We start from the raw sequence: 24,050 nt of genomic DNA, 5'->3' as shown, positions 1-24,050 counted from the left end.
ACCATGAGCCAAGAAACTCTCACCATTTCAGGCACTGCCGACGATGACGCGGCGGAAGCATCCACGGTAAACAAAACACCCGCAAGTGCGGCCCCCACCAAGGCCGCGCCGGCCAAGGCCCCCCGATCCGCAGTCAAGGGCGTACAGAAGATGACGCCCTCGGAGGCCTTCGTGGAGACACTGGTGGCCAATGACGTCACCGACATGTTCGGCATTATGGGCTCGGCGTTCATGGACGCGATGGACATCTTCGCCCCGGCCGGCATTCGCCTGGTTCCGGTGGTGCACGAGCAGGGTGCCGCCCACATGGCGGACGGCTATGCCCGCGCCAGCGGCCGCCACGGCGTCGTTATCGGCCAGAATGGGCCAGGCATCAGCAACTGCGTCACCGGCATCGCCGCTGCCTTCTGGGCCCACAGCCCCGTGGTTATCGTCACGCCGGAAGCCGGCACCAACGGCATCGGGCTCGGCGGCTTCCAGGAAGCCAAGCAGCTGCCCATGTTCCAGGAATTCACAAAATACCAAGGCCACGTGACGCACCCGGCCCGGATGGCAGAATACACCGCACGCTGCTTCGACCGCGCAATGTCCGAAAACGGACCCACCCAGCTCAACATCCCCCGTGACTACTTCTACGGGGAAATCACCGCAGAGATCCCAGAGCCGCGCCGCGTGGACCCCGGTGCCGGCGGCACCAAGAGCCTGGACGAGGCCGCTGAACTGCTGGCCACCGCCAAATTCCCGGTGATCGTCTCGGGCGGCGGGGTGGTCATGGCCGACGGCGTCGAGGAATGCAAGGCGCTTGCCGAGCGTCTGGGTGCCCCGGTCGTCAACAGTTACCAGCACAACGACTCCTTCCCGGCCAGCCACCCGCTCTGGGCCGGCCCGCTTGGCTACCAGGGATCCAAGGCCGGCATGAAGCTCATTTCCCAGGCCGACGTCGTTATTGCCCTGGGAACCCGACTGGGCCCCTTCGGCACACTGCCGCAGTACGGTGCGGCCTACTGGCCCACCGCAGCCAAGATCATCCAAATCGATGCCGACCACACCATGCTCGGCCTGGTCAAAAAGATCAGCGTCGGCATCTGCGGCGATGCCAAGGCCGTAGCCATCGAACTGACCAAGCGGCTGGCGGATAAGACCCTCGCCTGCGACGCCACCAAGACGGAGCGCGCCGCCCTGATCAAGGCCGAAAAGGACAGCTGGGAGCAGGAGCTGACGGCCTGGACTCATGAGAAGGATGAGTACAGCCTGGACATGATCGAGGAGCAGAAGAACGAAGAGGGCAACTGGCTGCACCCGCGCGAGGTGCTGCGCGAGCTGGAAAAGGCGATGCCCGAAAATGTCATGATTTCCACCGACATCGGCAACATCAACTCCGTGGCCCACAGCTACCTGCGCTTTGAAAAGCCGCGCAGCTTCTTCGCCCCGATGAGCTTCGGCAACTGCGGCTACGCGCTGCCGACCATCATCGGCGCCAAGGCCGCCGCCATGGACCGCCCGGCGGTTGCCTATGCCGGCGACGGCGCCTGGGCCATGAGCATGGGCGAGGTCCTCACCTCGGTGCGGCACGACATTCCGGTCACGGCCATTGTCTTCCGCAACCGGCAGTGGGGTGCGGAGAAGAAGAACCAGGTGGAGTTCTACAACCGCCGCTTCGTGGCCGGAGAGCTCGACAATGAAAACGAGAGCTTTGCCGCCATGGCGCAGACCATGGGCGCAGAGGGCATCGTCGTCGACAAGCTGGAAGACGTCGGCCCAGCTCTTGAGCGCGCCTTCGCCGCCCAGATGAACGAGGGCAAGACCACCGTCATCGAGATCATGTGCACCCGCGAGCTGGGAGATCCCTTCCGCCGTGACGCACTCTCCAAGCCGGTCCGTCTGCTGGAGAAGTACAAGGACTACGTCTAAACCTGACTTAGGATCGGCGATCAACCGAGCGGTTGGCAAGTGAAACGCCCCAACTACGGCGGGGGGCGCAAGCCGCCAAGCCACCGGAGATGGCCATCTTCCGGGCTTAACTGACGGAAATAAAACCCAGCTCGCATAACCACCTGACCCATCGAGCCGAATGTGGTTGAGTTGGGGGCATGGCATCACGCATCGAGGACTACGCGCTTTTATCCGACATGCACACCGGTCCGCTTCTCTCGCGCACCGGCAGCCTGGACTGGCTCTGTTTCCCCCGCTTCGACTCTCCCTCAGTCTTCGGCGCGCTGCTGGGCACCGAAGATAACGGCCGCTGGCTTTTGGCGCCCGCAGCGGCTGATGCCGTCGTTGTTAAGCGGGAGTACCTGGACGGCACCTTTGTACTCCGCACCGATTGGGCGGCCGACGGCGGCAGCGTGCGGATGACCGAGTTCATGCCGGTGGGGGACAGACGTGCCTCGGTGGTGCGGCGGGTCGAGGGTCTGAGCGGCAGTGTGCGGATATGCCAGGAGCTGAAGATCCGGTTCGGCTACGGTACCGTCGTACCGTGGGTCGGCCGGATGATGGACGCCGAGGGCATCGAGGTGCTGGTGGCGGTTGCCGGACAGAATGCGCTCATGCTGCGTGGGGATGTGCTGCCTACTGCCACTGGCGATAAGCTTGCCGGCGACTTTACCATCGCTTCCGGGGAAAGGGTGGATCTGGAACTTGTCTGGTACCCCTCGTACCGACCCGGGCCGCCCCGGATCGACATTGACGCCGCTCTGGCCCAAAGCGTGCATTACTGGTCCGACTGGGCCTCCAGATACAGCCAGGATGGCGAATATGCGGCCGCCGTCCAGCGCTCGCTGCTGGTGCTGCGCGCGCTCACCCACGAAGACACCGGGGGCATCGTGGCCGCCCCCACCACCTCCCTGCCGGAGGACTTCGGGGGCGCTCGCAACTGGGACTACCGATACTGCTGGCTGCGCGATGCTGCCCTGACGCTGGAGTCGATGCTGGCCCACGGTCACGCTCAGGGCGCCCTGCACTGGCGCAACTGGCTGTTGCGCGCTGTCGCCGGGGATCCGGAGGACCTGCAGATCATGTATGGCGTGGCCGGGGAGCGCGAACTCGAGGAGCGGCAGCTGGCGCATCTGCCCGGATATGAGAATTCAGCTCCGGTGCGCATCGGCAACGGTGCCGTCGGGCAGTTCCAGGCGGACGTCGTCGGCGAAGTGATGGTGGCGCTGGAGAAGTTGCGGCGGGCCGGCGGCATGGAGGACCTTTTCTCCTGGCCGCTGCAGCGTGCCCTGCTGGGATTCGAGGAAAAGCACTTCGACCGGAAGGACTATGGCATCTGGGAAATGCGCGGCGAACCGCGGCATTTCACGCATTCCCGGGTGATGATGTGGGCGGCATTTGACTGCGGAGTCCGCGCCGTGCGCGAGCACGGGTTGGACGGACCGGTGGAACGCTGGACGGAACTGCGTGAGCGACTCCGCCGGGAAATCCTGAGGTATGGTTTCAGCACCGAACTCAATTCATTCACTCAGGCCTATGACGGCTCGCAGGCGGACGCCTCGCTGCTGGTAATTCCGCAGGTGGGCTTCCTAGCGTACGACGATGCGAAAATGCTAGGTACCGTGGCGCAGCTTGAGCGTGAGCTTATCGACGACGGCCTGCTGCTGCGCTACCGCACAGAAACCGGGGTGGACGGCCTGGAACCCGGCGAACACCCGTTCTTGGCCTGCTCCTTCTGGCTGGTGGAGCAGTACGCGCACAGCGGCCGAAAGGGGGAGGCCAGGGCGCTGATGGACCGCCTGGTGAAGCTGTGCAATGAGCTGGGCCTGCTCGGCGAGGAATACGCGATGAAAGCCGACCGGATGGCCGGGAACTTCCCGCAGGCGTTCTCTCACCTGGCTCTGATCCGGGCCGCGGATGCCCTCCGCGGCCCGGAACGGGTCAGCCTGGCCCCTGCTGGTCCCGCGGTCCCAGGGGGACAGCTGTGAAATCAGTTACGCGCCTTGGCCTGGCTTGGACGCGCTGCTGTGCGCCGCGCCGTCAAGCACCTGCGTAACCCGAGATTCTTTTAGCAGCTGATCCCGCGCAGCAGCCACGGCTACGGCACGCATCCCGCATTCTCACCACATCCGCCGTACGGGCTGCCAAGTACAAACGAATTCTGCACCCGGGCGGATGGGTCCAAAAGATCCAGAAAGGACACGATCAATGGGACCAAACTGGACCTATGATCCTGCGCACATGTGGCGCTGACGTCCGGCGACAACCCGGCCTAGGCTTCGATTATTGCTATCACAACGAACAAGGAGATGGTCATGGCCATGGAAAGCATTCTCCACTCCCGCCGGATCGTCGGCCGCACCTGGACACCGGAGGAGCTGCACGCCTTAGCTGTAACGGACAGGGAAGCCCAGCGCCATGTCGCACACATGAGCGCCCGCATCGCGCTGGTTGACCGTGCCCATCTGGTTGACGCCGACCGTATCCGGTCGATCGTCGTGGAGAGCATGGGAGGCATCGCCGGCACGTACTACATGGTGGCCGCCCTGCAGTTGGCCGAGTTGGCCATCACCTACCCGCAGCTACTGACGGATATCCAGTACAACGTGCTGCTCGCACCTCTGGAGGCCGCCGAACAGATAGCTGCTTCAACGAGCACGTACGTCCCGGTAGCCGCCTGAGGACACCTGCCGGGAGTCCGCATCGGATCCACACGGGCCGGAGGACGCGACCGGACACGGTCCAATCGAGGGTCAAGGGCGTCGGCCCCCAACGCCCACTCCACGGCGTCCGTCGACCATGCCAGACAGCAGGTTCCGCTGCTCTCCTTCACGACTGATCCGACCGGGACCACGGCGCAGGCCCTGGCCCTACGTCCAGCTCCCTTGGCGTTTATGGCATTCACGGTCACCGTGAGACCCAGGAAAGGCTGAGCCGGATGTCACCTGTGGGCTGCGGTCACCGCCACCACGACGGCGATGACGTCTTGTTAGCGCGGCGGGACAGGTCGAGCGCGGGGAGACCCAGCCAGAGCCCCCTAGATCTCCACGCGACCGCAAGCGGCCTTGGTCGATCACCGGTCCCATTTGATTCGGAGAGCGCTTGGCTATCCCTCAGCGAGCGTCCTCGGCGAGCAACGTGCGCGCCACCTCGCCGAGCACCGCCATTCCCTCGGCAATGGCGCGGGTCGGGATGGCACCATAGCCGATCCGGAAGTTGTTCCGCGGCGGATCCGGCTGCATATAGTAGATGTCGCCCCGTTCGATGAGTACACCACGTTCCTCCGCCCTGCTGACCAGAACGCGGCAGTCGAGCTGGTCCGGGCCAGTCATCCACAGACTCACTCCTCCGGGCGGATACGCGTTTTGCTGCCATGGAAGACAGCGCACGGAGAGCTCGCTGAGCATTTTCCACTTGCTCTTCATCTTGCTGCGGTGCTGACGCAGGGCACGGTGGTAGTCGCCGCTGTCGATCATCAGGGCCAGTGCGCGCTGCATGTGGCCCGGTGGGTGGCGCACCTGATACCGCCGCACCCTCCTCAGCTCCCGGATCAGTTCCTCGGGTCCCACCAGGAAACCCAGCCGCAGGCCCGGCGAAAGGAACTTGGAGAACGTCCCCAGATACAGCACGTCGCCGGTGGAATCGAGGGCCTTCAGCGCAGGGCTGGGGCTGCCTTCATAACGGAACTCGCTGTCGTAGTCATCCTCGATGACGACCGTGCCGGAGGCCGCGGCGAGCCTGAGCAGACGACGACGGCGCTCCATGCTGAGCGTGACGTTGGTGGGATGGTGGTGGCTGGGTGTGACGTAGACGAGCGCGGTGCCGCTCAGCGTGTCCGGGAGACGGAGACCGTCCTGATCCACGTCGATGCCGTATACCTGTGCACCTGTGCGCATGAAAATGTGCCGCGCGTCGAGATAGCCCGGGTTCTCGATGCCAACGCGCTGATGAGGACCGAGAAGGGTTCTGCCCAGCAGGTCCAGCCCCTGCTGGGAGCCAATGGTGATCAGGATTTCTTGCGGCTTGGCCTCGATTCCCCGTGCCGGAACTATCTGACGCCTGATCATCTCGATCAGCATCGGATCGTCGGCTCCCACGCTGTCCTGAAGGCTGGCATAGGTATGGGGCTGATAGAGCGCATCCCGCAGGCTCCGCACCCATGCTGTGGCGGGAAAACTGCTGACGTCTATCTGTCCGGCCACAAAAGGATATGGATAGCGGTGCCAGTCCGCGGTCTTCTCCACGTCCATGACGCCCTCATCGGGGTAGCGCCGCATCCTGGAAGACCAGTCAATCATCGGTCCGGACGCCTGCACATCGGCCTCGGCCGCGGCGAGCATTTCCGGATTCACATAGATCCCCCGGCGTTCATGGCTGAGCACCAGGCCCTCGGTCAGCAACTCCTGATAGGCCAGATTGATGGTGTTGCGGGAGACTGAGAGTTCGCCCGCCAGCTCCCGTGAGCTGGGAAGCCGGCGGCGGGCATCGAAGATGCCCACGGCAATACCGTGCTCCACGACGCGCCGGACCTGCCGGTACAGCGGTTCGCTGGAACTGCGGTCAATCTCTATCATGGTCCGTGGCACGCTTTGTCTCCTTGATGGCCCAGTTGACTGTCGGAGCCCAAAAAGGCGGGGGAGTTCATGCATGGACCCCCCCGCCTGGAACTTTGCCTTACTCTAATGATGCGCGGCCACTTCCAGTGAATCAATGACCTCGATCCCGTGGGCTGCGCCCACGGCGGCATTGGTCAGGCGCCCACCGGTGGTGCTCAGGCCCGCTCGCAGAGCCGCATTCTCCGCCACCGCCCGGTGTACACCCTTCGCTGCTATCTGCACCACGTAAGGCAGCGTCACGTTGGTAAGCGCATACGTCGAGGTGTTGGGAACCGCCCCCGGCATGTTCGCCACGCAGTAGAAGACCGACTCGTGGACGCGGAACGTAGGTTCCTGGTGCGTGGTCGGGTGGGAATCTTCAAAGCAACCGCCCTGGTCCACAGCGATGTCAACCAGCACCGAGCCGGGCTTCATCTTCGCGACCAGGCCGTTCGTGACAAGTTTCGGGGCCTTCGCACCGGGAACCAGGACCGAACCGATCACCAGGTCAGCATCGACGAGGGACCGTTCGATTTCCAGGGCATTGGAGGCCACGGTCTTCAACCGGCCCTGGTAGATCGCATCGAGCTCACGCAGGCGGTTGATGTTGATATCCAAAATCGTGACCTCGGCCCCGGTGCCCAGCGCCATGGCGGCGGCGTTGGTGCCCGCGACACCGGCGCCAAGGACTACGACCTTGGCCGGGCGGACCCCTGGGACCCCACCGAGCAGGATGCCCTTGCCACCGGCCGGGGCGGTCAGGCACTGGGCCCCGACCTGGACAGAGAGCCGGCCGGCGACCTCGGACATCGGCGCCAGCAACGGCAGGGTTCGGCCGTCCTGGACGGTCTCATAGGCGATGGCCGTAACTCCGGCGTCGATCAGTGCTTTGGTCAGTTCGGGTTCGGCGGCCAGATGCAGGTACGTGAACAACACCAGATCCTTGCGGAAGTACTGGTATTCGGAGGCAATGGGTTCCTTGACCTTGACCACCATGTCCGCATCCTGCCAGGCCTGCGCGGCGGTATCGACCATGTGCGCACCGGCCAGTGCATATTCGTCATCGGCGATGCTCGAGCCGATGCCCGCGCCGCGTTCGACCAGCACCGTGTGAGCGTTGCCCACCAATTCATGAACACCCGAAGCGGACATCGCAACACGGAATTCGTTGTTCTTAATTTCCTTGGGAACACCGATGATCATTTGGTACCTCCTGATGGTTAATGCGTGTTCTCAACACGTCGGCCGAGCGGGCTGCGCAGCATAAACGAAGTCTGACCGCCCACCCCAGGGGTCCAGAAGATCCAGAAAGGACGTGATCGACAGATCCAAACTGGACCTGTGAGCCCGCTCTCATTTGGCACTGACGTCCGCCGGCATGCCCGGCTTAGGCTTCGATCATTGCTATTTACAACGAATAAGGAGCATGGACGTGGACGCCACCAAACTGCGGGCTCAGGCCCGCCGACACCTCGGACCCCACTTCACCCGCAAAGACACCTGGGACAGCGAATTCCCCATCTTTGTCCGCGGCGAAGGAAGCTACCTGATCGATACCGAGGGGGACCGGTATCTCGACGGACTCGCCGGGCTCTTCTGCGTCAACATGGGCCACGGCCGGGCCGACATCGCCAAGGCCGCCAGTGACCAGATCAGCACCCTTGCCTATGCCTCCAACTGGGGATCGGCGCATCCGCCGGCCATCGAGGCCGCCACGCTGATCGCTGAGCTGGCCCCCGGCGACCTTGGCACCACCTTCTTCGTCAATTCCGGCTCCGAAGCGGTGGAGACCGCACTGAAATTCGCCCGCCAGTACCACCGCAGCCAGGGCCAGCCCCAGCGCACCAAGGTCATCAGCCGCGACATGTCCTATCACGGCACCACCATGGGCGCCCTCTCCATCACCCAGCTGCCCAAGATCAAAGAACCGTTCGGCGAGCTGCTGCCGGGAATCCGCAGCGTTCCCAATACGCTCGGCTTCACCGGGGACTGCGGGCCCGTCACCGAACTGGACTGCTTCCGGGCCATTGAGCAAGTGGTCCTCGAGGAAGGTCCCGAAACCATTGCGGCCATCTTCGCGGAGCCCGTCCAGAACGGCCGCGGTGCCCTAGTGGCGCCTGACGGCTACTGGCCCGCGCTGCGCGCCTTGTGCGATAAGTACGGAATCCTGCTTGTCTCTGACGAGGTCATTTGCTCCTTCGGCCGGCTCGGCCACTTCTTCGGCTACGGGGTGACGGGTGTCGTTCCGGACATGGTCACCTTCGCCAAGGGGTCCACCTCCGGCTACGCACCGCTGGGCGGCCTGATCGTCCGGGAGAAGCTGGTCCAGGAGCTGTACAACTCGTCCAAGGGCGGCGTCTTCACCCACGGCGCCACTTGGGGTGGCCACCCGGTTTCCACCGCCGTCGCCGTCGCGAACATTACCGCCATGCGGGATGAGAACGTGCTGGGCAATGTCCAGGAGCAGGGTCCGAAAATCATGGAAGCCCTCCAGTCCCTGAAGAATGCGCACCGCTGCGTCAAGGCGGTCCGCGGGACCGGCTTCTTCTATGCCATCGAGCTGATGGCGGACAGCTTTAGCGGCCGCGAACTGACAGATGCGGAATCGCTGACGGTGCTGCGGGAGGTTTTACCCGAGTCATTCAAGCGCACCAAGGTGATCCTGCGGGGGGATGACCGCGGCGCCACCATGCTCATGATCTCACCGCCGCTGGTCGCCGACTCTGATGTCCTCGCCGAGCTGCTGCACGGCGTGGACGGCATGCTCAACGACGTCGAGAAAGCCATTCAGCCGTAGGCAGCGAAGTACCTGTCTGCATGTCCTGCGGAGAACCACCTTAGTGGCGGGCTCCGCAGGACCCAATTTGAGAGGTGGGACAATGGGGACCGCGATCGTTGGCACTTCGACGGACCAGCGCGCACCGCGTGCCGGAACAGCCATGTTTGATCGCTGGCGCCAGGAGCTCGCCGGTCGTGGACGGGTCGTCGGGTTCGCCGACGGCGAAGACCAGCGTGCGGTGCGGGCGGCCAGTGCGTTGCTGGCAGAGGGGATCGTCAGGCCCAGGCTGTTCGGCAGGAGCGCCGAGGTACGTCGGGCCGCTGCCGCACTGGGCTGCCTGCTGCCCGCGGACACCATCGTCGATGTCCGCGAGCTGGCCGGGGACAGCAGGATCGGCACGCTGATCGGGCAGGCCTACGCGCGGCATCAGGAGCGATCGGAGCAGGCCAAGTCGGATCCGGTGCACCTCGCCGCAGCCGCGCTGAAGGCCGGCTACGTTGACGCCTGCGTGGCCGGGGCCGGCAGTCCCACGGCAGATGTGCTGCGCGCCGGGCTGCGGGTCATCGGACTCGCCCCGGACTGCACCACCTTGAGCAGCTCCTTCCTGATGTTGCTACCCGACGGAAGAGAGCTGACTTTCAGCGACTGCGCCGTCGTTCCGGATCCGTCCGCCGAGCAGCTCGCGGACATCACTGTTTCGGCCGCCGCCACTCACAATGCCCTGACCCGGCAGATCCCGAGGGTGGCGCTGCTGTCGTTCAGCACCCAGGGCAGCGCGAACCACCCGCATGTTGACAAGGTAAGGACCGCAATGGGCATACTCCGTTCCCGCAACCCTGCGCTACAAGTGGACGGTGAGCTGCAGTTTGACGCAGCGCTGATCCCGGAGATCGGGGCCTTGAAGGCTCCCGGATCGGACGTCGCGGGGCGGGCGAACGTGCTGGTATTTCCCAGTCTTGACGCGGGAAATATCGGTTATAAAATCACCCAGCGCCTGGGCGGCGCCACGGCTTTGGGCCCGGTCCTGCAGGGACTGGCTGCCCCGCTGAATGACCTGTCCCGCGGATGCAGCACGGAGGATATTGTCTCCGTTGGCCTGCTGAGCGCGATGCAGTCGCTTGTTTCGGGGCATGCCCAGGCGGAATCCGCCCTGACCTGCACAGCCTGACCTGCACGGCCTGAGCTGCACGGCCTGAGCTGCACGGCCTGAGCTGCACAACCTGACGGCATCGCAGCCCTCCGCCGGATAACGGCTATCCACCCACCTGCTGCATCGAAAGAAAGGAGATCCGACGCGGACCCCGGGATTTGCCGGGTCCAGCCGGATCGCAGAAGATATGACGCAAGATGTGGTCACCGCGAAAATTCACCAGCCGAGGTCTCCGCTTTCCCGGGGTCTGCGGCACAAAAGGCTGCCCGGGCTCGCAGCCGCGGCGGTCGCCGTCGCCGTGGCCTGGCTGATCCATCTGGCAGTACCGGTGATGCCCTTCCTCACGGTGGCGGTCATTCTGGGAATCCTCTCCGCAAATATTCCGGGGATCAGTTACGCCGTCGAAGGCGTCCTGCGGCCGGGACTTGAATATTCTGGAAAAAAATTCATGCGCCTGGGCGTCGTGCTGCTCGGGCTCAAACTCAGTCTGATCGATGTGGCAGCGCTCGGCTGGGGGACGCTCGGGATTGTGGTCGGCATCGTTCTCCTGACGTTTTTTGGCACCTTGGCCCTAGGCAAGCTCCTCAGGCTTCCGGGCGATCAGCCGATCCTGCTGGCAACGGGCTTCTCCATCTGTGGTGCATCGGCCATCGGTGCCATGAGTGGAGTGACCAAAACAGATCACCGGGACACAGTTGTTCCCATCGCCCTGGTGACGCTGTGCGGAACCCTGGCTATCGGGGTGTTGCCCGCTCTGAAAGGACCCCTGGGCTTGGACGCGATCGCGTTCGGGCACTGGGTCGGAGCAAGCGTCCACGACGTAGGGCAGGTTGTGGCCACGGCACAAACAGCAGGCTCGGCTGCCCTGGCCGGAGCCCTGATCATCAAACTCACCCGCGTGCTCATGCTGGCACCCATTGTTACGGTAACCGCTCTCGTGGAACGGCACCGCCACCACAGGAAAGTGGCAGCCGGCGCAGTCGACCACGCCGAGATCAAGCTTCCCCCGCTGGTTCCGCTCTTCGTGGCCGGATTCATTGCGATGATTGTCCTCCGGACCTTGGGAATTTTGCCGCCTCCCGCCCTTGCCGCGGCCGGCACAGCCCAGGACCTGCTGCTTGCGGCAGCACTCTATGGATTGGGAGCATCGGTCAAAGTACGCTCACTGGTCCAGACCAGCGGCAGGGCCATCATCGCCGCGATGCTTTCCTGGGCCCTGATTGCAGCGCTCGCCTACGTGGGCGTGCACTACATCTGACGTGCCCTTAGGGAAATCAATGGGTAGAATCCGACGGCGGGTACGTCTTCCGCCTACGCCCGGACGTAGCTGAGCGTGGCGAAGCCGCCGGGAACGATCGAGACCCGGCCCGAGTGCTTCGCGCCACTGGACTTCGGGCCGATCACTCAACACCCCCGCCCGCCGCCAAACAGGAGTTCCGCCGTCGTCGTCCTGACGCGCCCTCGGCGTCTGGCAGCGAAAAAGACGCTCATTCCCCGTTATCGCACCGGCGGGCGGTGCGGCAACGGGGAAAGGCCGCCAGGACGGGAACGGGGTTAAGCGGCGTCCAAATACCCGTTCGGGTTCAGCACATACTTCGTGGCAGCGCCCGCATCAAACTCCGCGTAACCGCGCGGTGCGTCGTCAAGGCCGATCGCCTTGGCGTTGACGTTGTTGGCAATGTGCACCTTGTCATGCAGGATCGCCATCATCAGCCCACGGTTGTATTTCATCACCGGACACTGGCCGGTCACGAAGGAGAGCGACTTCGCCCAGCCGGTGCCCAGGCTCAAGGAAAGGGAGCCCTTCTGCGCTGCCTTGTCCGCCGCGCCCGGATCTCCGGTGACGTACAGCCCGGGAATGCCCATCGCGCCGCCCGCCGTCGTGATCTCCATCAGCGAATTCAACACCGTAGCCGGCGCCTCCTGGCCGTCCTTACCATGCCCCTTGGCCTCGAATCCGACCGCGTCGACGCCGCAGTCCACCTCCGGCACGCCCAGGATCTGCTCGATCTGGTCCTTCGGATCCCCCTTGGTCAGATCGATGGTTTCGCAACCGAAGCTGCGCGCCTGCGTGAGCCGGTCCTCATTCATATCACCGACAATGACGGCGGCGGCTCCCAACAGCAGAGCGCTGGTGGCCGCGGCCAGACCCACCGGTCCGGCACCGGCAATGTAGACGGTCGAGCCCGCCCCCACGCCAGCCGACACTGCCCCGTGGTAGCCGGTGGGGAAGATGTCCGAGAGCATGGTCAGATCCATGATTTTCTCCAGGGCCTGATCCCGGTCCGGGAACTTCAGCAGGTTCCAATCCGCGTACGGAACAAGCACATACTCGGCCTGGCCGCCGATCCAGCCACCCATGTCCACGTAGCCGTAGGCGCCGCCGGGCTGTACCGGGTTGACGTTGAGACAAATGCCGGTTTTGCGTTCCTTACAGTTCCGGCAGCGGCCACAGGAAATATTAAAAGGCACTGAGCAAATATCGCCGACCTTGATGAACTCCACGCCGGGGCCGACCTCCACCACCTCGCCGGTGATTTCATGCCCCAAAATCAGGTTCTTCGGAGCCGTGGTGCGTCCGCGGACCATGTGCTGGTCCGATCCGCAGATATTGGTGGCGACGGTTTTGAGAATGGCGCCGTGCGGCACCTTGCGCCCCACGTTGTCCGGGTGGACGCCCGGCCCGTCTTTCAACTCGAAGGTGGGGTAATCGATGTCGATGACCTCCACCTGTCCGGTCCCCTTGTAGGCAACGGCTCTATTTCCCGACATGGTGTCCCTTCCTAGTGCTGCGGACCCATCCCGTTGGAGGCTCCGCTCCGATTTAAGAAGCACCCGGGGCGTCACGGACGTTGCCTGCGCGGCTGCCTTGCCGCACGGCGTTGGTCAAAGACGGTGGGTGTCAGGCCAGTCTAGGGCGGAAGCAGCCCAAAAGTAAGGGTGCGGAGAAATACTAGTCCGGTACCAGCATGGTTCGCAGATCGAGCCGGTGCAGAACCCGGTCCGCGACCATAGGATCCGCTCCCGCCTCACCGCGCGCTGTCACCATTTCCTGGCGTGCCGCATCCAGGGCCAGCGACTGAACGGTGATGGCCCAGCCGCGGAACTCGGAGCGCTCCTCTTTCATGGCATCTGTAGGAGCCCCTGCCAACTCACTGTGCAGCTGGCGCAGGCGCGCCTTGACCCAGTCAATCCTTTTCTGATCCACCCCGTCGAGGAGGTCGGAAGACTCGACGGCGGCCATGGCGGCTTCCTGGGCGCGGGCGGCCAGCTCCTGCTCCGCCTGCTTCTCCGTCTCCGGCGACTCCTCAATGCCGAGATATTTCATCAGCCACGGCAGGGTCAAACCGGGCAGCACCAGCGTGCTCAGCAGGATGGCCACGGCCAGCAGCACAATCTGGCTGCGCGCCGGGAACGGCGAACCGTCCGGCATCGAGCTGGGCAGCGCCAGGGCCAGGGCCAGGGTGGCCAGCCCGCGCATGCCGCACCAGGTCAGCGCCACCACGTCTTTGCCTTTCGACGGCGGCGGGTCCGCATTCTTGCGCCAGCGCGGCAGTACCATCATGGCCAGCCAGGCCGCCCGGACGGCGAAACAGAGCAGGCAGATCAGCACGGCCGGCCAGAGCAGGGCCATGATGTTCATCGCCTGGCCCTGGACGACCTGCCGCACCTCCAGCCCGACCAGTCCGAAGGCAATGCCGGTTACCAGCAGCTCCACCACGTCCCAGAAGGCGGCGACGGTAACCCGCTCCTCGGCCGCATCCGGGTGGCTGCCTCGCCGGATTTCGAGAGCCGTTATCACCACGGCAACGACCCCAGAGGCATGCACCGAATCTGCCGCGATGTACACCGCGAAAGGCACCACCAGCGTGGCGGCGCTGTGACCCACTGGATTGGTAATGAACTGCGTCAGTTTCTTGGTGATCCAGCCTGCAGCGAACCCCAGCAGGGCCGCACCGGCCGCGCCCAGGAGGAAGGATCCGACGATTCCGGCGCCCACATCCTCGCCCTCAAGTGCCGCGGCAACCGCGGCCTGGAAAATCACGATGGCGGTGGCGTCGTTGAACAAGCCCTCGCTTTGCAGCACGCTCGTCAGCCGGCGTGGCATCCGGACACGCGCCGCCACGGACTGCACCGCCACTGGGTCGGGCGGCGCCACCATGGCGCCGAGGGCTATAGCGGCCGGAATACCGATCCCGGGGATCAGCAGCCAGGCCACCCCGGCCACGGTCGCCGTCGTCACCACCACCAGGGCCACCGCCAGCAGCACGATGCTGCGCCAGCGAATGCGGAACACGGACCAGGAGGTTTTCAGCGCGGCTGCGAAGAGAAGCGGCGGAAGAAAGAGCGGCAGAATCAGCTCCGGATCGATGTGGACCCGTGGAAAGCCGGGGATAAAGGCCGCGCCGGCGGAGAGGATGATCATGAGCACCGGATACGGCAGCCTGATCCGGTCCCCGAGCCCGACCATCAGTACCGTGGCCAGCATCAAACCGACCACCAGCGCCAATATTTCCATCAATGCCACCACCGTTTCAGTTCATCGCAACCCCAAAACAGCGTAGCCTCTCAGCATGGCCGGAACCGCGGACACGGCGGGATATCTTGGCCACCGGCCGGATCGGCATCTTCACCGACGGCAGCCTGCCTCATTGTCCCGCCGGGCTCGTCCCACGCCGGGGCTCAACCCACGTGGACCTCGACCCAAACAGACCGGGGAGCGCCACAATCCCGGCCCGTGCCAGGCAGCGGGACGCCCAAGACGGCGTCCACTACCGCTCTTCCCAGTCGGTCACCATGCCGAACACCTGGTCACGGCGGTGGCGGGATGCGTATATACGGGTAGTTTGGTAGGTGAGCACCAATGAATCGGACACCCAGGAGGATTCCCTAATGGCTACCAAATTTTCTGTCGGCGACCACGTCAGGTGGAACTCGGAGGCCGGCGAGGTTCAGGGCAGGATTGTTAAGGTCCACCGGAAAGACCGCCTATTCAAGGGCCAAACGCGGCACTGCACCCCGGAGGATCCGCAGTACGAGATCAAGAGCGACACCACCGAGCATGTGGCGCTGCATAAGGGGTCAGCGCTGACCAAGATCTGAACCCCAACGGCCCGATGGCGGCCGGTGACGTTGGGCTGACGTCCCCGCGGTTGTCGTGTTGGGCCCCGGCCGCCGTACTGCCTGGGGACGGCGTCGTTAGTAGCCTGCGTGCACATCCACCAGGCCCTGCAATGGCTTTCCTTCGGCCCACCGGCGGACGTTCTCACGAACCCGAGCGCCGATCAGCGGACGGACCATCTCCTCGGTGTCCGCGGTGTGCGGGGTGATGAGCGCCTTCTGTTCCGTCCACAACGGATGTCCATCAGGCAACGGCTCCGGATCCGTCACGTCCAGAGCCGCGCCGGCCAAGGCACCGCCAGCGAGTGCCGCCACCAACGCGTCCGTATCCACGAGTCCTCCACGGGCGATATTGACCAGGATGCTCGTCCGTTTCATCCGATCCAGTTCCCGTGCACCGATCAGCTTCTTCGTCTCGGCCGTCAGCGCAGCAGCCAGCACCACCACGTCTGCCTCCGCCAGTACATCCGCGAGCGAATGTCCGAGCTCTGCATCGGCTTCGGCATCGGCAGCTCCCAGATCCGCGCGCAGAGCCCGCATGGACATCGTCACGTCCGCTCCGGGCACGGCATCGGCACCGCGCCGCAGCACCGTCACATGAGTGTCGAAAGCCTTGAACAGCCGGACGATTTCCTGCCCGATCCCGCCCGCGCCCAGCACCACAACGCGCATTCCGTACAGGGATGTTCCGTGTTCCGCGCCCCATGCGGTTGCCCGGACTCTTTCAGGAAGCCGGCGCAGCAGGGCCAGGGTGAGAGCGAGTGCGTGTTCCGCCACGGGGCGGGCAAACGCACCCTTGGCGCTGGTCCAATGCAGAGCGGGGTGGGCGGCGAGGGCGGGCCCATAGACCTCGACGCCGGCGGAAGGCAGCTGGATCCAGCCTATTCCGGGATGCCGATCAAGTAATTCGGTGAGCTCCGGGGCACCGATCCGACCACTGAGAATTAGACCCGTCGTATCGCCGGACAGAGGGCCGAGCGTACCGCCAGCCGCAGTCACCTCCCGCGCCAGGTTCTCATCCGGTTCGGGAAGAATGGTCAGCCGCGGAGCGGTGTCCGTCGTCGTCGTCGTGCCCGCAGCCGCCGTCATCGTGCCCGCAGCCGTCGTCGTCGTGCTCATCATCTCGTGGCCTTCCCTCTGCCGTTTCCTCTGCCGCGCGTCGGCCCCAACTCCCCACCGTCTGCACGCAGCGCAGCGGAGCGACTGTCGAATTGCAGTGTCGGCCCCGCTCCCACCAGAATACCGTCGCGTGACCAGCTCGCGGCATCGGTGGCGGCGCAGCAGTGCCCGCGCCTTATGAGGCGCTTCGGTGCTCGCGGGCCCGGATCCCAGCACATGACACGCAGAACCTGGCCTCCGGACGGACTTCTAGCCGTTCCGGCGGAATCGGCTTCCCGCAGCGCTCGCAGCTCCCGTAGGTACCGCGCTCCAGCCTCGTCTGTGCTTCCAGCAGCTCCGCCAGCTGCGTTTCAGCATCAGCCAGCAAAGCAACGTCGCGTTCACGTTCCAGCGTGACCGTGGAGCCTTCCGGATCATGCTCGTCGTCCGCAGGTGTATCCCGGTTAGCGAGCGTCACCTCGCGGATCTCATCACCCAGCCGCCCGATCTGCTGACGGGCGTGCGCTACCCGCAATTCCAGTACCCCGCGGATCAGCTCCTCATTCAGCATTCCTTAGAGTACCGCTTTGCCAACCTGCACGTCATGAATTTGCGCCTTCGAATCCTTACGCCTACAGGTCCGCGGGCCCTCGTCCGCGGGCCTTCGTCCGCCGGCATTGGGTGAGCAACCAGTTATTTCCTCCTGAGCCGCAAGGGCGGAATTTTGATATAGCTTCCTTGTGACTACCGCAGTTGCCTCCGCCACCACCACGAACGATGGTGGCTTGATGGCAGCTTTCGAAAAAATCCAGGACCATTCAGAGCGTCGCCCCCGGACGCCAAAACACGTAGCTAGGGCCGGCGAATTTTGGGGGGTGTTAAATGGTTTGAGCCCCGCACGGTGTGCGGGGCTCAAGCCTTTTTGTTTTCTAAATGGTGTCCGGCGGTGTCCTACTCTCCCACACCCTCTCGAGTGCAGTACCATCGGCGCTGTGGGTCTTAGCTTCCGGGTTCGGAATGGGACCGGGCGTTTCCCCCACGCTATGACCGCCGTAACTCTTTGTCCGCACCGGCACCACCGGGTTTTTGGGTGGGTGCTGGGGGAAATTTGTGGGTTACAACTTCACTGTATGTAGTTATTCAACTGTATGTAGTTATTCAACTGTGTGTAGTTATCCATGTGGTGTTGGGCATGGGGTGGTTGAGGGTGCAACCAGGACAACCCGTTCCCCTGTCGTGTGACAGGGGGTGGGGGTTGTTGGTTGGGAACCACATAGTGGACGCAAGCAGCAGATCTTTTTCCCTGACCGTGGTGGTGCAGCGTTTGAAGTCGCTTCACCGGTCAGGGGTGTGGTGTAAGTCATCGGCCTATTAGTACCGGTCAGCTTCACGGGTCTTTAGTCCCCGCTTCCACGTCCGGCCTATCAACCCAGTGGTCTGGCTGGGGGCCTCTCACACACAAAGGTGCATGGAAATCTCATCTCGAAGCGGGCTTCCCGCTTAGATGCTTTCAGCGGTTATCCCATCCGAACGTAGCTAATCAGCGATGCACTTGGCAGTACAACTGACACACCAGAGGTTCGTCCGTCCCGGTCCTCTCGTACTAAGGACAGCCCTTCTCAAATTTCCTGCGCGCGCAGCGGATAGGGACCGAACTGTCTCACGACGTTCTAAACCCAGCTCGCGTACCGCTTTAATGGGCGAACAGCCCAACCCTTGGGACCTACTCCAGCCCCAGGATGCGACGAGCCGACATCGAGGTGCCAAACCATGCCGTCGATATGGACTCTTGGGCAAGATCAGCCTGTTATCCCCGAGGTACCTTTTATCCGTTGAGCGACGGCCATTCCACAATGTGCCGCCGGATCACTAGTCCCGACTTTCGTCCCTGCTCGAGATGTCTCTCTCACAGTCAAGCTCCCTTGTGCACTTACACTCGACACCTGATTGCCAACCAGGCTGAGGGAACCTTTGGGCGCCTCCGTTACTCTTTAGGAGGCAACCGCCCCAGTTAAACTACCCATCAGGCACTGTCCCTGACCCGGATTACGGGCCGAAGTTAGATGTCCAAAGTGACCAGAGTGGTATTTCAACGATGACTCCACCGTAACTGGCGTCACGGCTTCACAGTCTCCCACCTATCCTACACAAGCCACTCCGAACACCAATACCAAACTATAGTAAAGGTCTCGGGGTCTTTCCGTCCTGCTGCGCGTAACGAGCATCTTTACTCGTACTGCAATTTCGCCGAGTTTATGGTTGAGACAGCGGGGAAGTCGTTACTCCATTCGTGCAGGTCGGAACTTACCCGACAAGGAATTTCGCTACCTTAGGATGGTTATAGTTACCACCGCCGTTTACTGGGGCTTAAATTCTCAGCTTCGCCCGCAAGGGCTAACCGGTCCTCTTAACCTTCCAGCACCGGGCAGGAGTCAGTCCGTATACATCGTCTTGCGACTTCGCACGGACCTGTGTTTTTAGTAAACAGTCGCTTCCCCCTGGTCTCTGCGGCCCCGATCCCCTCCGACCAGCACGTGGTCATCAAGGTTGGGGCCCCCCTTCTCCCGAAGTTACGGGGGCATTTTGCCGAGTTCCTTAACCATAATTCTCTCGATCGCCTTAGTATTCTCTACCTGATCACCTGTGTCGGTTTGGGGTACGGGCGGTTAAAACCTCGCGTCGATGCTTTTCTCGGCAGCATAGGATCACCAAATTCCCCCTCACGGGGGTCCCGTCAGATCTCAGACCCGGTATCAAAACCAGGGCCACGGATTTACCTATGACCCGCCCTACATCCTTAGACCGGGACAACCATCGCCCGGCTTGGCTACCTTCCTGCGTCACACCTGTTAATACGCTTACCTCCCGGGATCAGGTCCCGCGGTCCGCAAAAAACCGGACCCGCCACAAGGGCGGACGGTCATGCATCCGGCGGTTAGTATCACCCGATCAGCATTGGCGGTTTTTCACCGGTACGGGAATATCAACCCGTTGTCCATCGACTACGCCTGTCGGCCTCGCCTTAGGTCCCGACTTACCCAGGGCAGATTAGCTTGACCCTGGAACCCTTGATCATCCGGCGGACGGGTTTCTCACCCGTCATTCGCTACTCATGCCTGCATTCTCACTCGTGTAGGCTCCACCACTGGTTTACACCGCGGCTTCACCGCCCACACGACGCTCCCCTACCACTCCGGACGACTGAACCACGAAGGCTTGTCTACTATCCGAAATCCACAACTTCGGCGGTGTACTTGAGCCCCGCTACATTGTCGGCGCGGAATCACTTGACCAGTGAGCTATTACGCACTCTTTTAAGGATGGCTGCTTCTAAGCCAACCTCCTGGTTGTCTTCGCAATCCCACATCCTTTCCCACTTAGCACACGCTTAGGGGCCTTAGTTGGTGGTCTGGGCTGTTTCCCTCTCGACCATGAAGCTTATCCCCCACGGTCTCACTGCTGCGCTCTGACTTACCGGCATTCGGAGTTTGGCTGACGTCAGTAACCTTGTAGGGCCCATTAGCCATCCAGTCGCTCTACCTCCGGCAAGAAACACGCAACGCTGCACCTAAATGCATTTCGGGGAGAACCAGCTATCACGAAGTTTGATTGGCCTTTCACCCCTACCCACAGCTCATCCCCTCCATTTTCAACTGAAGTGGGTTCGGTCCTCCACGACGTCTTACAGTCGCTTCAACCTGGCCATGGGTAGATCACTTCGCTTCGGGTCTAGATCACGCCACTACACTCGCCCTATTCAGACTCGCTTTCGCTACGGCTTCCCCACACGGGTTAACCTCGCGACGTAACACTAACTCGCAGGCTCATTCTTCAAAAGGCACGCCGTCACAAGAATCAGACTCGCTCCGACGGTTTGTAGGCACACGGTTTCAGGTACTGTTTCACTCCCCTCCCGGGGTACTTTTCACCTTTCCCTCACGGTACTTGTCCGCTATCGGTCATTAGGTAGTATTTAGGCTTATCAGGTGGTCCTGACAGATTCGCACGGGATTTCTCGGGCCCCGTACTACTTGGGATACTCTCCAGGCGGTGTCAGAAACATTTCGGTTACGGGGCTCACACCCTCTACGGCCGGCCTTTCAAGACCGTTCACCTATGCCTACACTCTCACCTCCCCAGCCCGGCAGAGCTGGAACGGAAAGTCCCACAACCCCGGCCATGCAACGCCCGCCGGCTATCACACATGACACGGTTTAGCCTGATCCGCGTTCGCTCGCCACTACTGACGGAATCACTGTTGTTTTCTCTTCCTGTGGGTACTGAGATGTTTCACTTCCCCACGTTCCCCCCACACAGCCTATGTGTTCAGCTGCAGGTCACCACGTCACCCCAAAGAGCGCGTGGCGGGGTTTCCCCATTCGGACATCCTCGGATCAGGGTTCGGTTATCAACTCCCCGAGGCTTATCGCAGATTCCTACGTCCTTCTTCGGCTCCTAATGCCAAGGCATTCACCGTGCGCCCTTAAAAACTTGACCACAAAAGATCACAAAACAAAACACATCGAGAGAACCATGAAACCACCACACCACCCCACACCCCGAAAGGCACGAAACGATGCAACAGATCCAGGTTCAAACATTCTCAAAGAAATTGCTTCTTAAGATGCTCGCGTCCACTATGTAGTTCTCAAACAACAACCCCATCACACACCAGCCACCACACCAACGCGCGGAAACCAGCCATGCCCGGGAACACCAGAAACACCAAACCCCCGCAACCCCCTCCACCCACACCAGCAGGCAAAAAAGACCACGGAACCCTGTTGCCTCAGGACCCAACAGTGTGCCAAACGAAACCCACGGAACCACCAACCGCAAAACCATCCTTTCCACACCCGCCGCCACGCCCCCCAAAGGAGAACACAACACACGGGCCGTACTCAAACACCGGCCGGCACCCCACAGGCACCTGTCCTGTCAATATTCCACCCATGAGCACCCACCGCGGAACCTGCGTCCGCGCAACGGGCCTCCTGCAGACCCCCACCACCAACCACCAGGGCCGGGGCAAACGAATCTGAGGCGCTCCTTAGAAAGGAGGTGATCCAGCCGCACCTTCCGGTACGGCTACCTTGTTACGACTTAGTCCCAATCGCCGGTCCCACCTTCGACGGCTCCCCCCCAAAAGGGTTAGGCCACCGGCTTCGGGTGTTACCAACTTTCGTGACTTGACGGGCGGTGTGTACAAGGCCCGGGAACGTATTCACCGCAGCGTTGCTGATCTGCGATTACTAGCGACTCCGACTTCATGGGGTCGAGTTGCAGACCCCAATCCGAACTGAGACCGGCTTTTTGGGATTAGCTCCACCTCACAGTATCGCAACCCTTTGTACCGGCCATTGTAGCATGCGTGAAGCCCAAGACATAAGGGGCATGATGATTTGACGTCGTCCCCACCTTCCTCCGAGTTGACCCCGGCAGTCTCCCATGAGTCCCCGGCATAACCCGCTGGCAACATGGAACGAGGGTTGCGCTCGTTGCGGGACTTAACCCAACATCTCACGACACGAGCTGACGACAACCATGCACCACCTGTAAACCGACCGCAAGCGGGGCGACCATCTCTGGCCGTTTCCGGTTCATGTCAAGCCTTGGTAAGGTTCTTCGCGTTGCATCGAATTAATCCGCATGCTCCGCCGCTTGTGCGGGCCCCCGTCAATTCCTTTGAGTTTTAGCCTTGCGGCCGTACTCCCCAGGCGGGGCACTTAATGCGTTAGCTACGGCGCGGAAAACGTGGAATGTCCCCCACACCTAGTGCCCAACGTTTACGGCATGGACTACCAGGGTATCTAATCCTGTTCGCTCCCCATGCTTTCGCTCCTCAGCGTCAGTTACAGCCCAGAGACCTGCCTTCGCCATCGGTGTTCCTCCTGATATCTGCGCATTTCACCGCTACACCAGGAATTCCAGTCTCCCCTACTGCACTCTAGTCTGCCCGTACCCACCGCAGATCCGGAGTTGAGCCCCGGACTTTCACGGCAGACGCGACAAACCGCCTACGAGCTCTTTACGCCCAATAATTCCGGATAACGCTTGCGCCCTACGTATTACCGCGGCTGCTGGCACGTAGTTAGCCGGCGCTTCTTCTGCAGGTACCGTCACTTACGCTTCTTCCCTACTGAAAGAGGTTTACAACCCGAAGGCATTCATCCCTCACGCGGCGTCGCTGCATCAGGCTTGCGCCCATTGTGCAATATTCCCCACTGCTGCCTCCCGTAGGAGTCTGGGCCGTGTCTCAGTCCCAGTGTGGCCGGTCACCCTCTCAGGCCGGCTACCCGTCGTCGCCTTGGTAAGCCATTACCTCACCAACAAGCTGATAGGCCGCGAGTCCATCCAAAACCAATAAATCTTTCCACCACCCACCATGCGGTGAAGAAGTGAATATCCGGTATTAGACCCCGTTTCCAAGGCTTATCCCAGAGTTAAGGGCAGGTTACTCACGTGTTACTCACCCGTTCGCCACTAATCCCCCCAGCAAGCTGGAGATCATCGTTCGACTTGCATGTGTTAAGCACGCCGCCAGCGTTCATCCTGAGCCAGGATCAAACTCTCCGTTGATGTAAAAACAGACACCACCACAACACCCGGAAAAAGGATGACATGACAGCACTAAATTCGAAACCAGCCAAAAAAGCCACCCACCACCACAAACACGGCAGCAGGCAACAGTCTCAACCAATAAATAAATACCGGTATCAACAAAACTTGGCACACTATTGAGTTCTCAAACAACAGACGCACCCGGACCCGCCAGCCAATTCACATCAACCGCGCCGCACCGGAGCAACTTTTCAAACTTACCCGATCCGGACCATCCAGGCAAATCAGCGAACCGACCCGCCCGGCTCAACCGGACCACCCCACACCCCCGCACAACAAACACCAGGCGACACAAAATCACCGGATATTTGATCCGCAGTAAAAGGAAGGGAGTTTGTTCCACCTCGTCGGTGGCAACTAGAGAAACACTACCCGCCTTCCCGCCAAAACACCAATCGACCTAATGCCCCACGAAGTCCGGTGGGGTGCGCGACTTTGCGCCCCGCCCGAAATAGCGGCTTTTTCACCAAACTACATTCATCAATTCCCCGTCTGTAAGGACGGGAGGAAGTTACGATGCAGTTTGCTAATGCCCTGTCGCGGCGGGCAGCGGGCGTTCATCGCCCGGCAGTGTGTCCGGGTGGTCTCCGTGATGAGTGCGCTCTGCTGGCAGTGCTGTCCATTGCGGAGGATCGAGGGTCCACAGACCCGCACTGGCTGAAACACCTCGGACTGATCTGGCGTAGTCGGACGGTCGTGTTTGACGGCAATTCCGTGGTTCCCAAACAGCTCATGTGTGCGGCTCAACATCTTT

The 24,050-nt window shown here is 62.1% G+C and carries 13 protein-coding genes and 3 rRNA genes; 7 read left to right on the top strand and 9 right to left on the bottom strand.

Annotation, left to right across the window (positions count from 1 at the left end; translation table 11 throughout):
* The first annotated feature begins 3 nt into the window (after positions 1 to 3).
* The 3 genes from xsc (at position 4) to ACLLJI_RS00675 (ending at position 4,613) form a co-directional block, all read left to right on the top strand.
* Positions 4 to 1,911, top strand: a complete 1,908-nt coding sequence (gene xsc / locus ACLLJI_RS00685; protein ID WP_434616735.1) for a sulfoacetaldehyde acetyltransferase — start codon at positions 4 to 6, stop codon at positions 1,909 to 1,911.
* Positions 1,912 to 2,090: 179 nt separating this feature from the next.
* Positions 2,091 to 3,920, top strand: coding sequence for a glycoside hydrolase family 15 protein (locus ACLLJI_RS00680; protein ID WP_434616732.1), 1,830 nt, complete (start codon positions 2,091 to 2,093; stop codon positions 3,918 to 3,920).
* A 327-nt stretch (positions 3,921 to 4,247) separates the two neighbouring features.
* Complete coding sequence (locus ACLLJI_RS00675; RefSeq protein WP_434616729.1) at positions 4,248 to 4,613, top strand: hypothetical protein; 366 nt, start codon at positions 4,248 to 4,250, stop codon at positions 4,611 to 4,613.
* Between the two features lie 432 nt (positions 4,614 to 5,045).
* Here ACLLJI_RS00675 and ACLLJI_RS00670 read toward each other — a convergent pair whose 3' ends face one another.
* Positions 5,046 to 6,518, bottom strand: coding sequence for a PLP-dependent aminotransferase family protein (locus tag ACLLJI_RS00670; protein WP_434616726.1), 1,473 nt, complete (start codon positions 6,516 to 6,518; stop codon positions 5,046 to 5,048).
* A 93-nt stretch (positions 6,519 to 6,611) separates the two neighbouring features.
* The gene (ald, locus tag ACLLJI_RS00665; protein WP_434616723.1) at positions 6,612 to 7,730 is read right to left on the bottom strand and encodes an alanine dehydrogenase; all 1,119 of its coding nucleotides are present in this window, start codon (positions 7,728 to 7,730) and stop codon (positions 6,612 to 6,614) included.
* A 229-nt stretch (positions 7,731 to 7,959) separates the two neighbouring features.
* Here ald and ACLLJI_RS00660 point away from each other — a divergent pair, with 229 nt between their 5' ends.
* The 3 genes from ACLLJI_RS00660 (at position 7,960) to ACLLJI_RS00650 (ending at position 11,714) form a co-directional block, all read left to right on the top strand.
* Positions 7,960 to 9,324, top strand: a complete 1,365-nt coding sequence (locus ACLLJI_RS00660) for an aspartate aminotransferase family protein (protein ID WP_283561896.1) — start codon at positions 7,960 to 7,962, stop codon at positions 9,322 to 9,324.
* Positions 9,325 to 9,466: 142 nt separating this feature from the next.
* A complete protein-coding gene (locus ACLLJI_RS00655; protein ID WP_434616719.1) occupies positions 9,467 to 10,474 on the top strand; it encodes a phosphotransacetylase in 1,008 nt (335 codons plus the stop codon).
* A gap of 169 nt (positions 10,475 to 10,643) precedes the next feature.
* The gene (locus tag ACLLJI_RS00650; protein ID WP_434616716.1) at positions 10,644 to 11,714 is read left to right on the top strand and encodes a YeiH family protein; all 1,071 of its coding nucleotides are present in this window, start codon (positions 10,644 to 10,646) and stop codon (positions 11,712 to 11,714) included.
* A 296-nt stretch (positions 11,715 to 12,010) separates the two neighbouring features.
* Here ACLLJI_RS00650 and fdhA read toward each other — a convergent pair whose 3' ends face one another.
* Positions 12,011 to 13,228, bottom strand: coding sequence for a formaldehyde dehydrogenase, glutathione-independent (fdhA, locus tag ACLLJI_RS00645; protein WP_434616713.1), 1,218 nt, complete (start codon positions 13,226 to 13,228; stop codon positions 12,011 to 12,013).
* 181 nt (positions 13,229 to 13,409) lie between these two features.
* On the bottom strand, positions 13,410 to 14,987 hold the full coding sequence (locus tag ACLLJI_RS00640; protein WP_434616710.1) for a Na+/H+ antiporter: 1,578 nt from the start codon (positions 14,985 to 14,987) through the stop codon (positions 13,410 to 13,412).
* A gap of 362 nt (positions 14,988 to 15,349) precedes the next feature.
* On the opposite strand from ACLLJI_RS00640, the gene ACLLJI_RS00635 reads away from it, so the two are divergent.
* Positions 15,350 to 15,559, top strand: coding sequence for a DUF2945 domain-containing protein (locus ACLLJI_RS00635; protein WP_283561892.1), 210 nt, complete (start codon positions 15,350 to 15,352; stop codon positions 15,557 to 15,559).
* 96 nt (positions 15,560 to 15,655) lie between these two features.
* Here ACLLJI_RS00635 and ACLLJI_RS00630 read toward each other — a convergent pair whose 3' ends face one another.
* The 5 genes from ACLLJI_RS00630 to ACLLJI_RS00610 all read right to left on the bottom strand — a co-directional run bounded on the left by ACLLJI_RS00630 (position 15,656) and on the right by ACLLJI_RS00610 (position 23,254).
* Positions 15,656 to 16,699: an NAD(P)-dependent oxidoreductase gene (locus ACLLJI_RS00630; RefSeq protein ID WP_434616707.1), complete on the bottom strand. Its 1,044-nt coding sequence runs from the start codon at positions 16,697 to 16,699 to the stop codon at positions 15,656 to 15,658.
* 172 nt (positions 16,700 to 16,871) lie between these two features.
* Positions 16,872 to 17,246: a TraR/DksA family transcriptional regulator gene (locus ACLLJI_RS00625; RefSeq protein WP_434616704.1), complete on the bottom strand. Its 375-nt coding sequence runs from the start codon at positions 17,244 to 17,246 to the stop codon at positions 16,872 to 16,874.
* A gap of 367 nt (positions 17,247 to 17,613) precedes the next feature.
* Positions 17,614 to 17,730 (bottom strand): 5S ribosomal RNA (rrf, locus tag ACLLJI_RS00620).
* Positions 17,731 to 18,025: 295 nt separating this feature from the next.
* Positions 18,026 to 21,172 (bottom strand): 23S ribosomal RNA (locus ACLLJI_RS00615).
* A 557-nt stretch (positions 21,173 to 21,729) separates the two neighbouring features.
* Positions 21,730 to 23,254, bottom strand: a 16S ribosomal RNA gene (locus ACLLJI_RS00610).
* Together the 16S, 23S and 5S rRNA genes form the textbook arrangement of a ribosomal RNA operon.
* Positions 23,255 to 24,050: the final 796 nt, after the last annotated feature.

Origin of the sequence: Arthrobacter sp. A5, assembly GCF_051131705.1 — a bacterium.
GTDB lineage: Bacteria > Actinomycetota > Actinomycetes > Actinomycetales > Micrococcaceae > Arthrobacter_M.
This window is presented reverse-complemented; position numbering and strand designations above follow the sequence as displayed.

What these genes read in the sequence shown, in the direction of transcription:
- ACLLJI_RS00650 (WP_434616716.1), top strand. Translation starts at nt 10,644, where the DNA reads ATGACGCAAGATGTGGTCACCGCGAAAATTCACCAGCCGAGGTCTCCG.
- ald (WP_434616723.1), bottom strand. Translation starts at nt 7,730, where the DNA reads ATGATCATCGGTGTTCCCAAGGAAATTAAGAACAACGAATTCCGTGTT.
- xsc (WP_434616735.1), top strand. Translation starts at nt 4, where the DNA reads ATGAGCCAAGAAACTCTCACCATTTCAGGCACTGCCGACGATGACGCG.
- ACLLJI_RS00655 (WP_434616719.1), top strand. Translation starts at nt 9,467, where the DNA reads ATGTTTGATCGCTGGCGCCAGGAGCTCGCCGGTCGTGGACGGGTCGTC.
- ACLLJI_RS00680 (WP_434616732.1), top strand. Translation starts at nt 2,091, where the DNA reads ATGGCATCACGCATCGAGGACTACGCGCTTTTATCCGACATGCACACC.
- ACLLJI_RS00630 (WP_434616707.1), bottom strand. Translation starts at nt 16,699, where the DNA reads ATGATGAGCACGACGACGACGGCTGCGGGCACGATGACGGCGGCTGCG.
- ACLLJI_RS00625 (WP_434616704.1), bottom strand. Translation starts at nt 17,246, where the DNA reads ATGCTGAATGAGGAGCTGATCCGCGGGGTACTGGAATTGCGGGTAGCG.
- ACLLJI_RS00675 (WP_434616729.1), top strand. Translation starts at nt 4,248, where the DNA reads ATGGCCATGGAAAGCATTCTCCACTCCCGCCGGATCGTCGGCCGCACC.
- fdhA (WP_434616713.1), bottom strand. Translation starts at nt 13,228, where the DNA reads ATGTCGGGAAATAGAGCCGTTGCCTACAAGGGGACCGGACAGGTGGAG.
- ACLLJI_RS00635 (WP_283561892.1), top strand. Translation starts at nt 15,350, where the DNA reads ATGGCTACCAAATTTTCTGTCGGCGACCACGTCAGGTGGAACTCGGAG.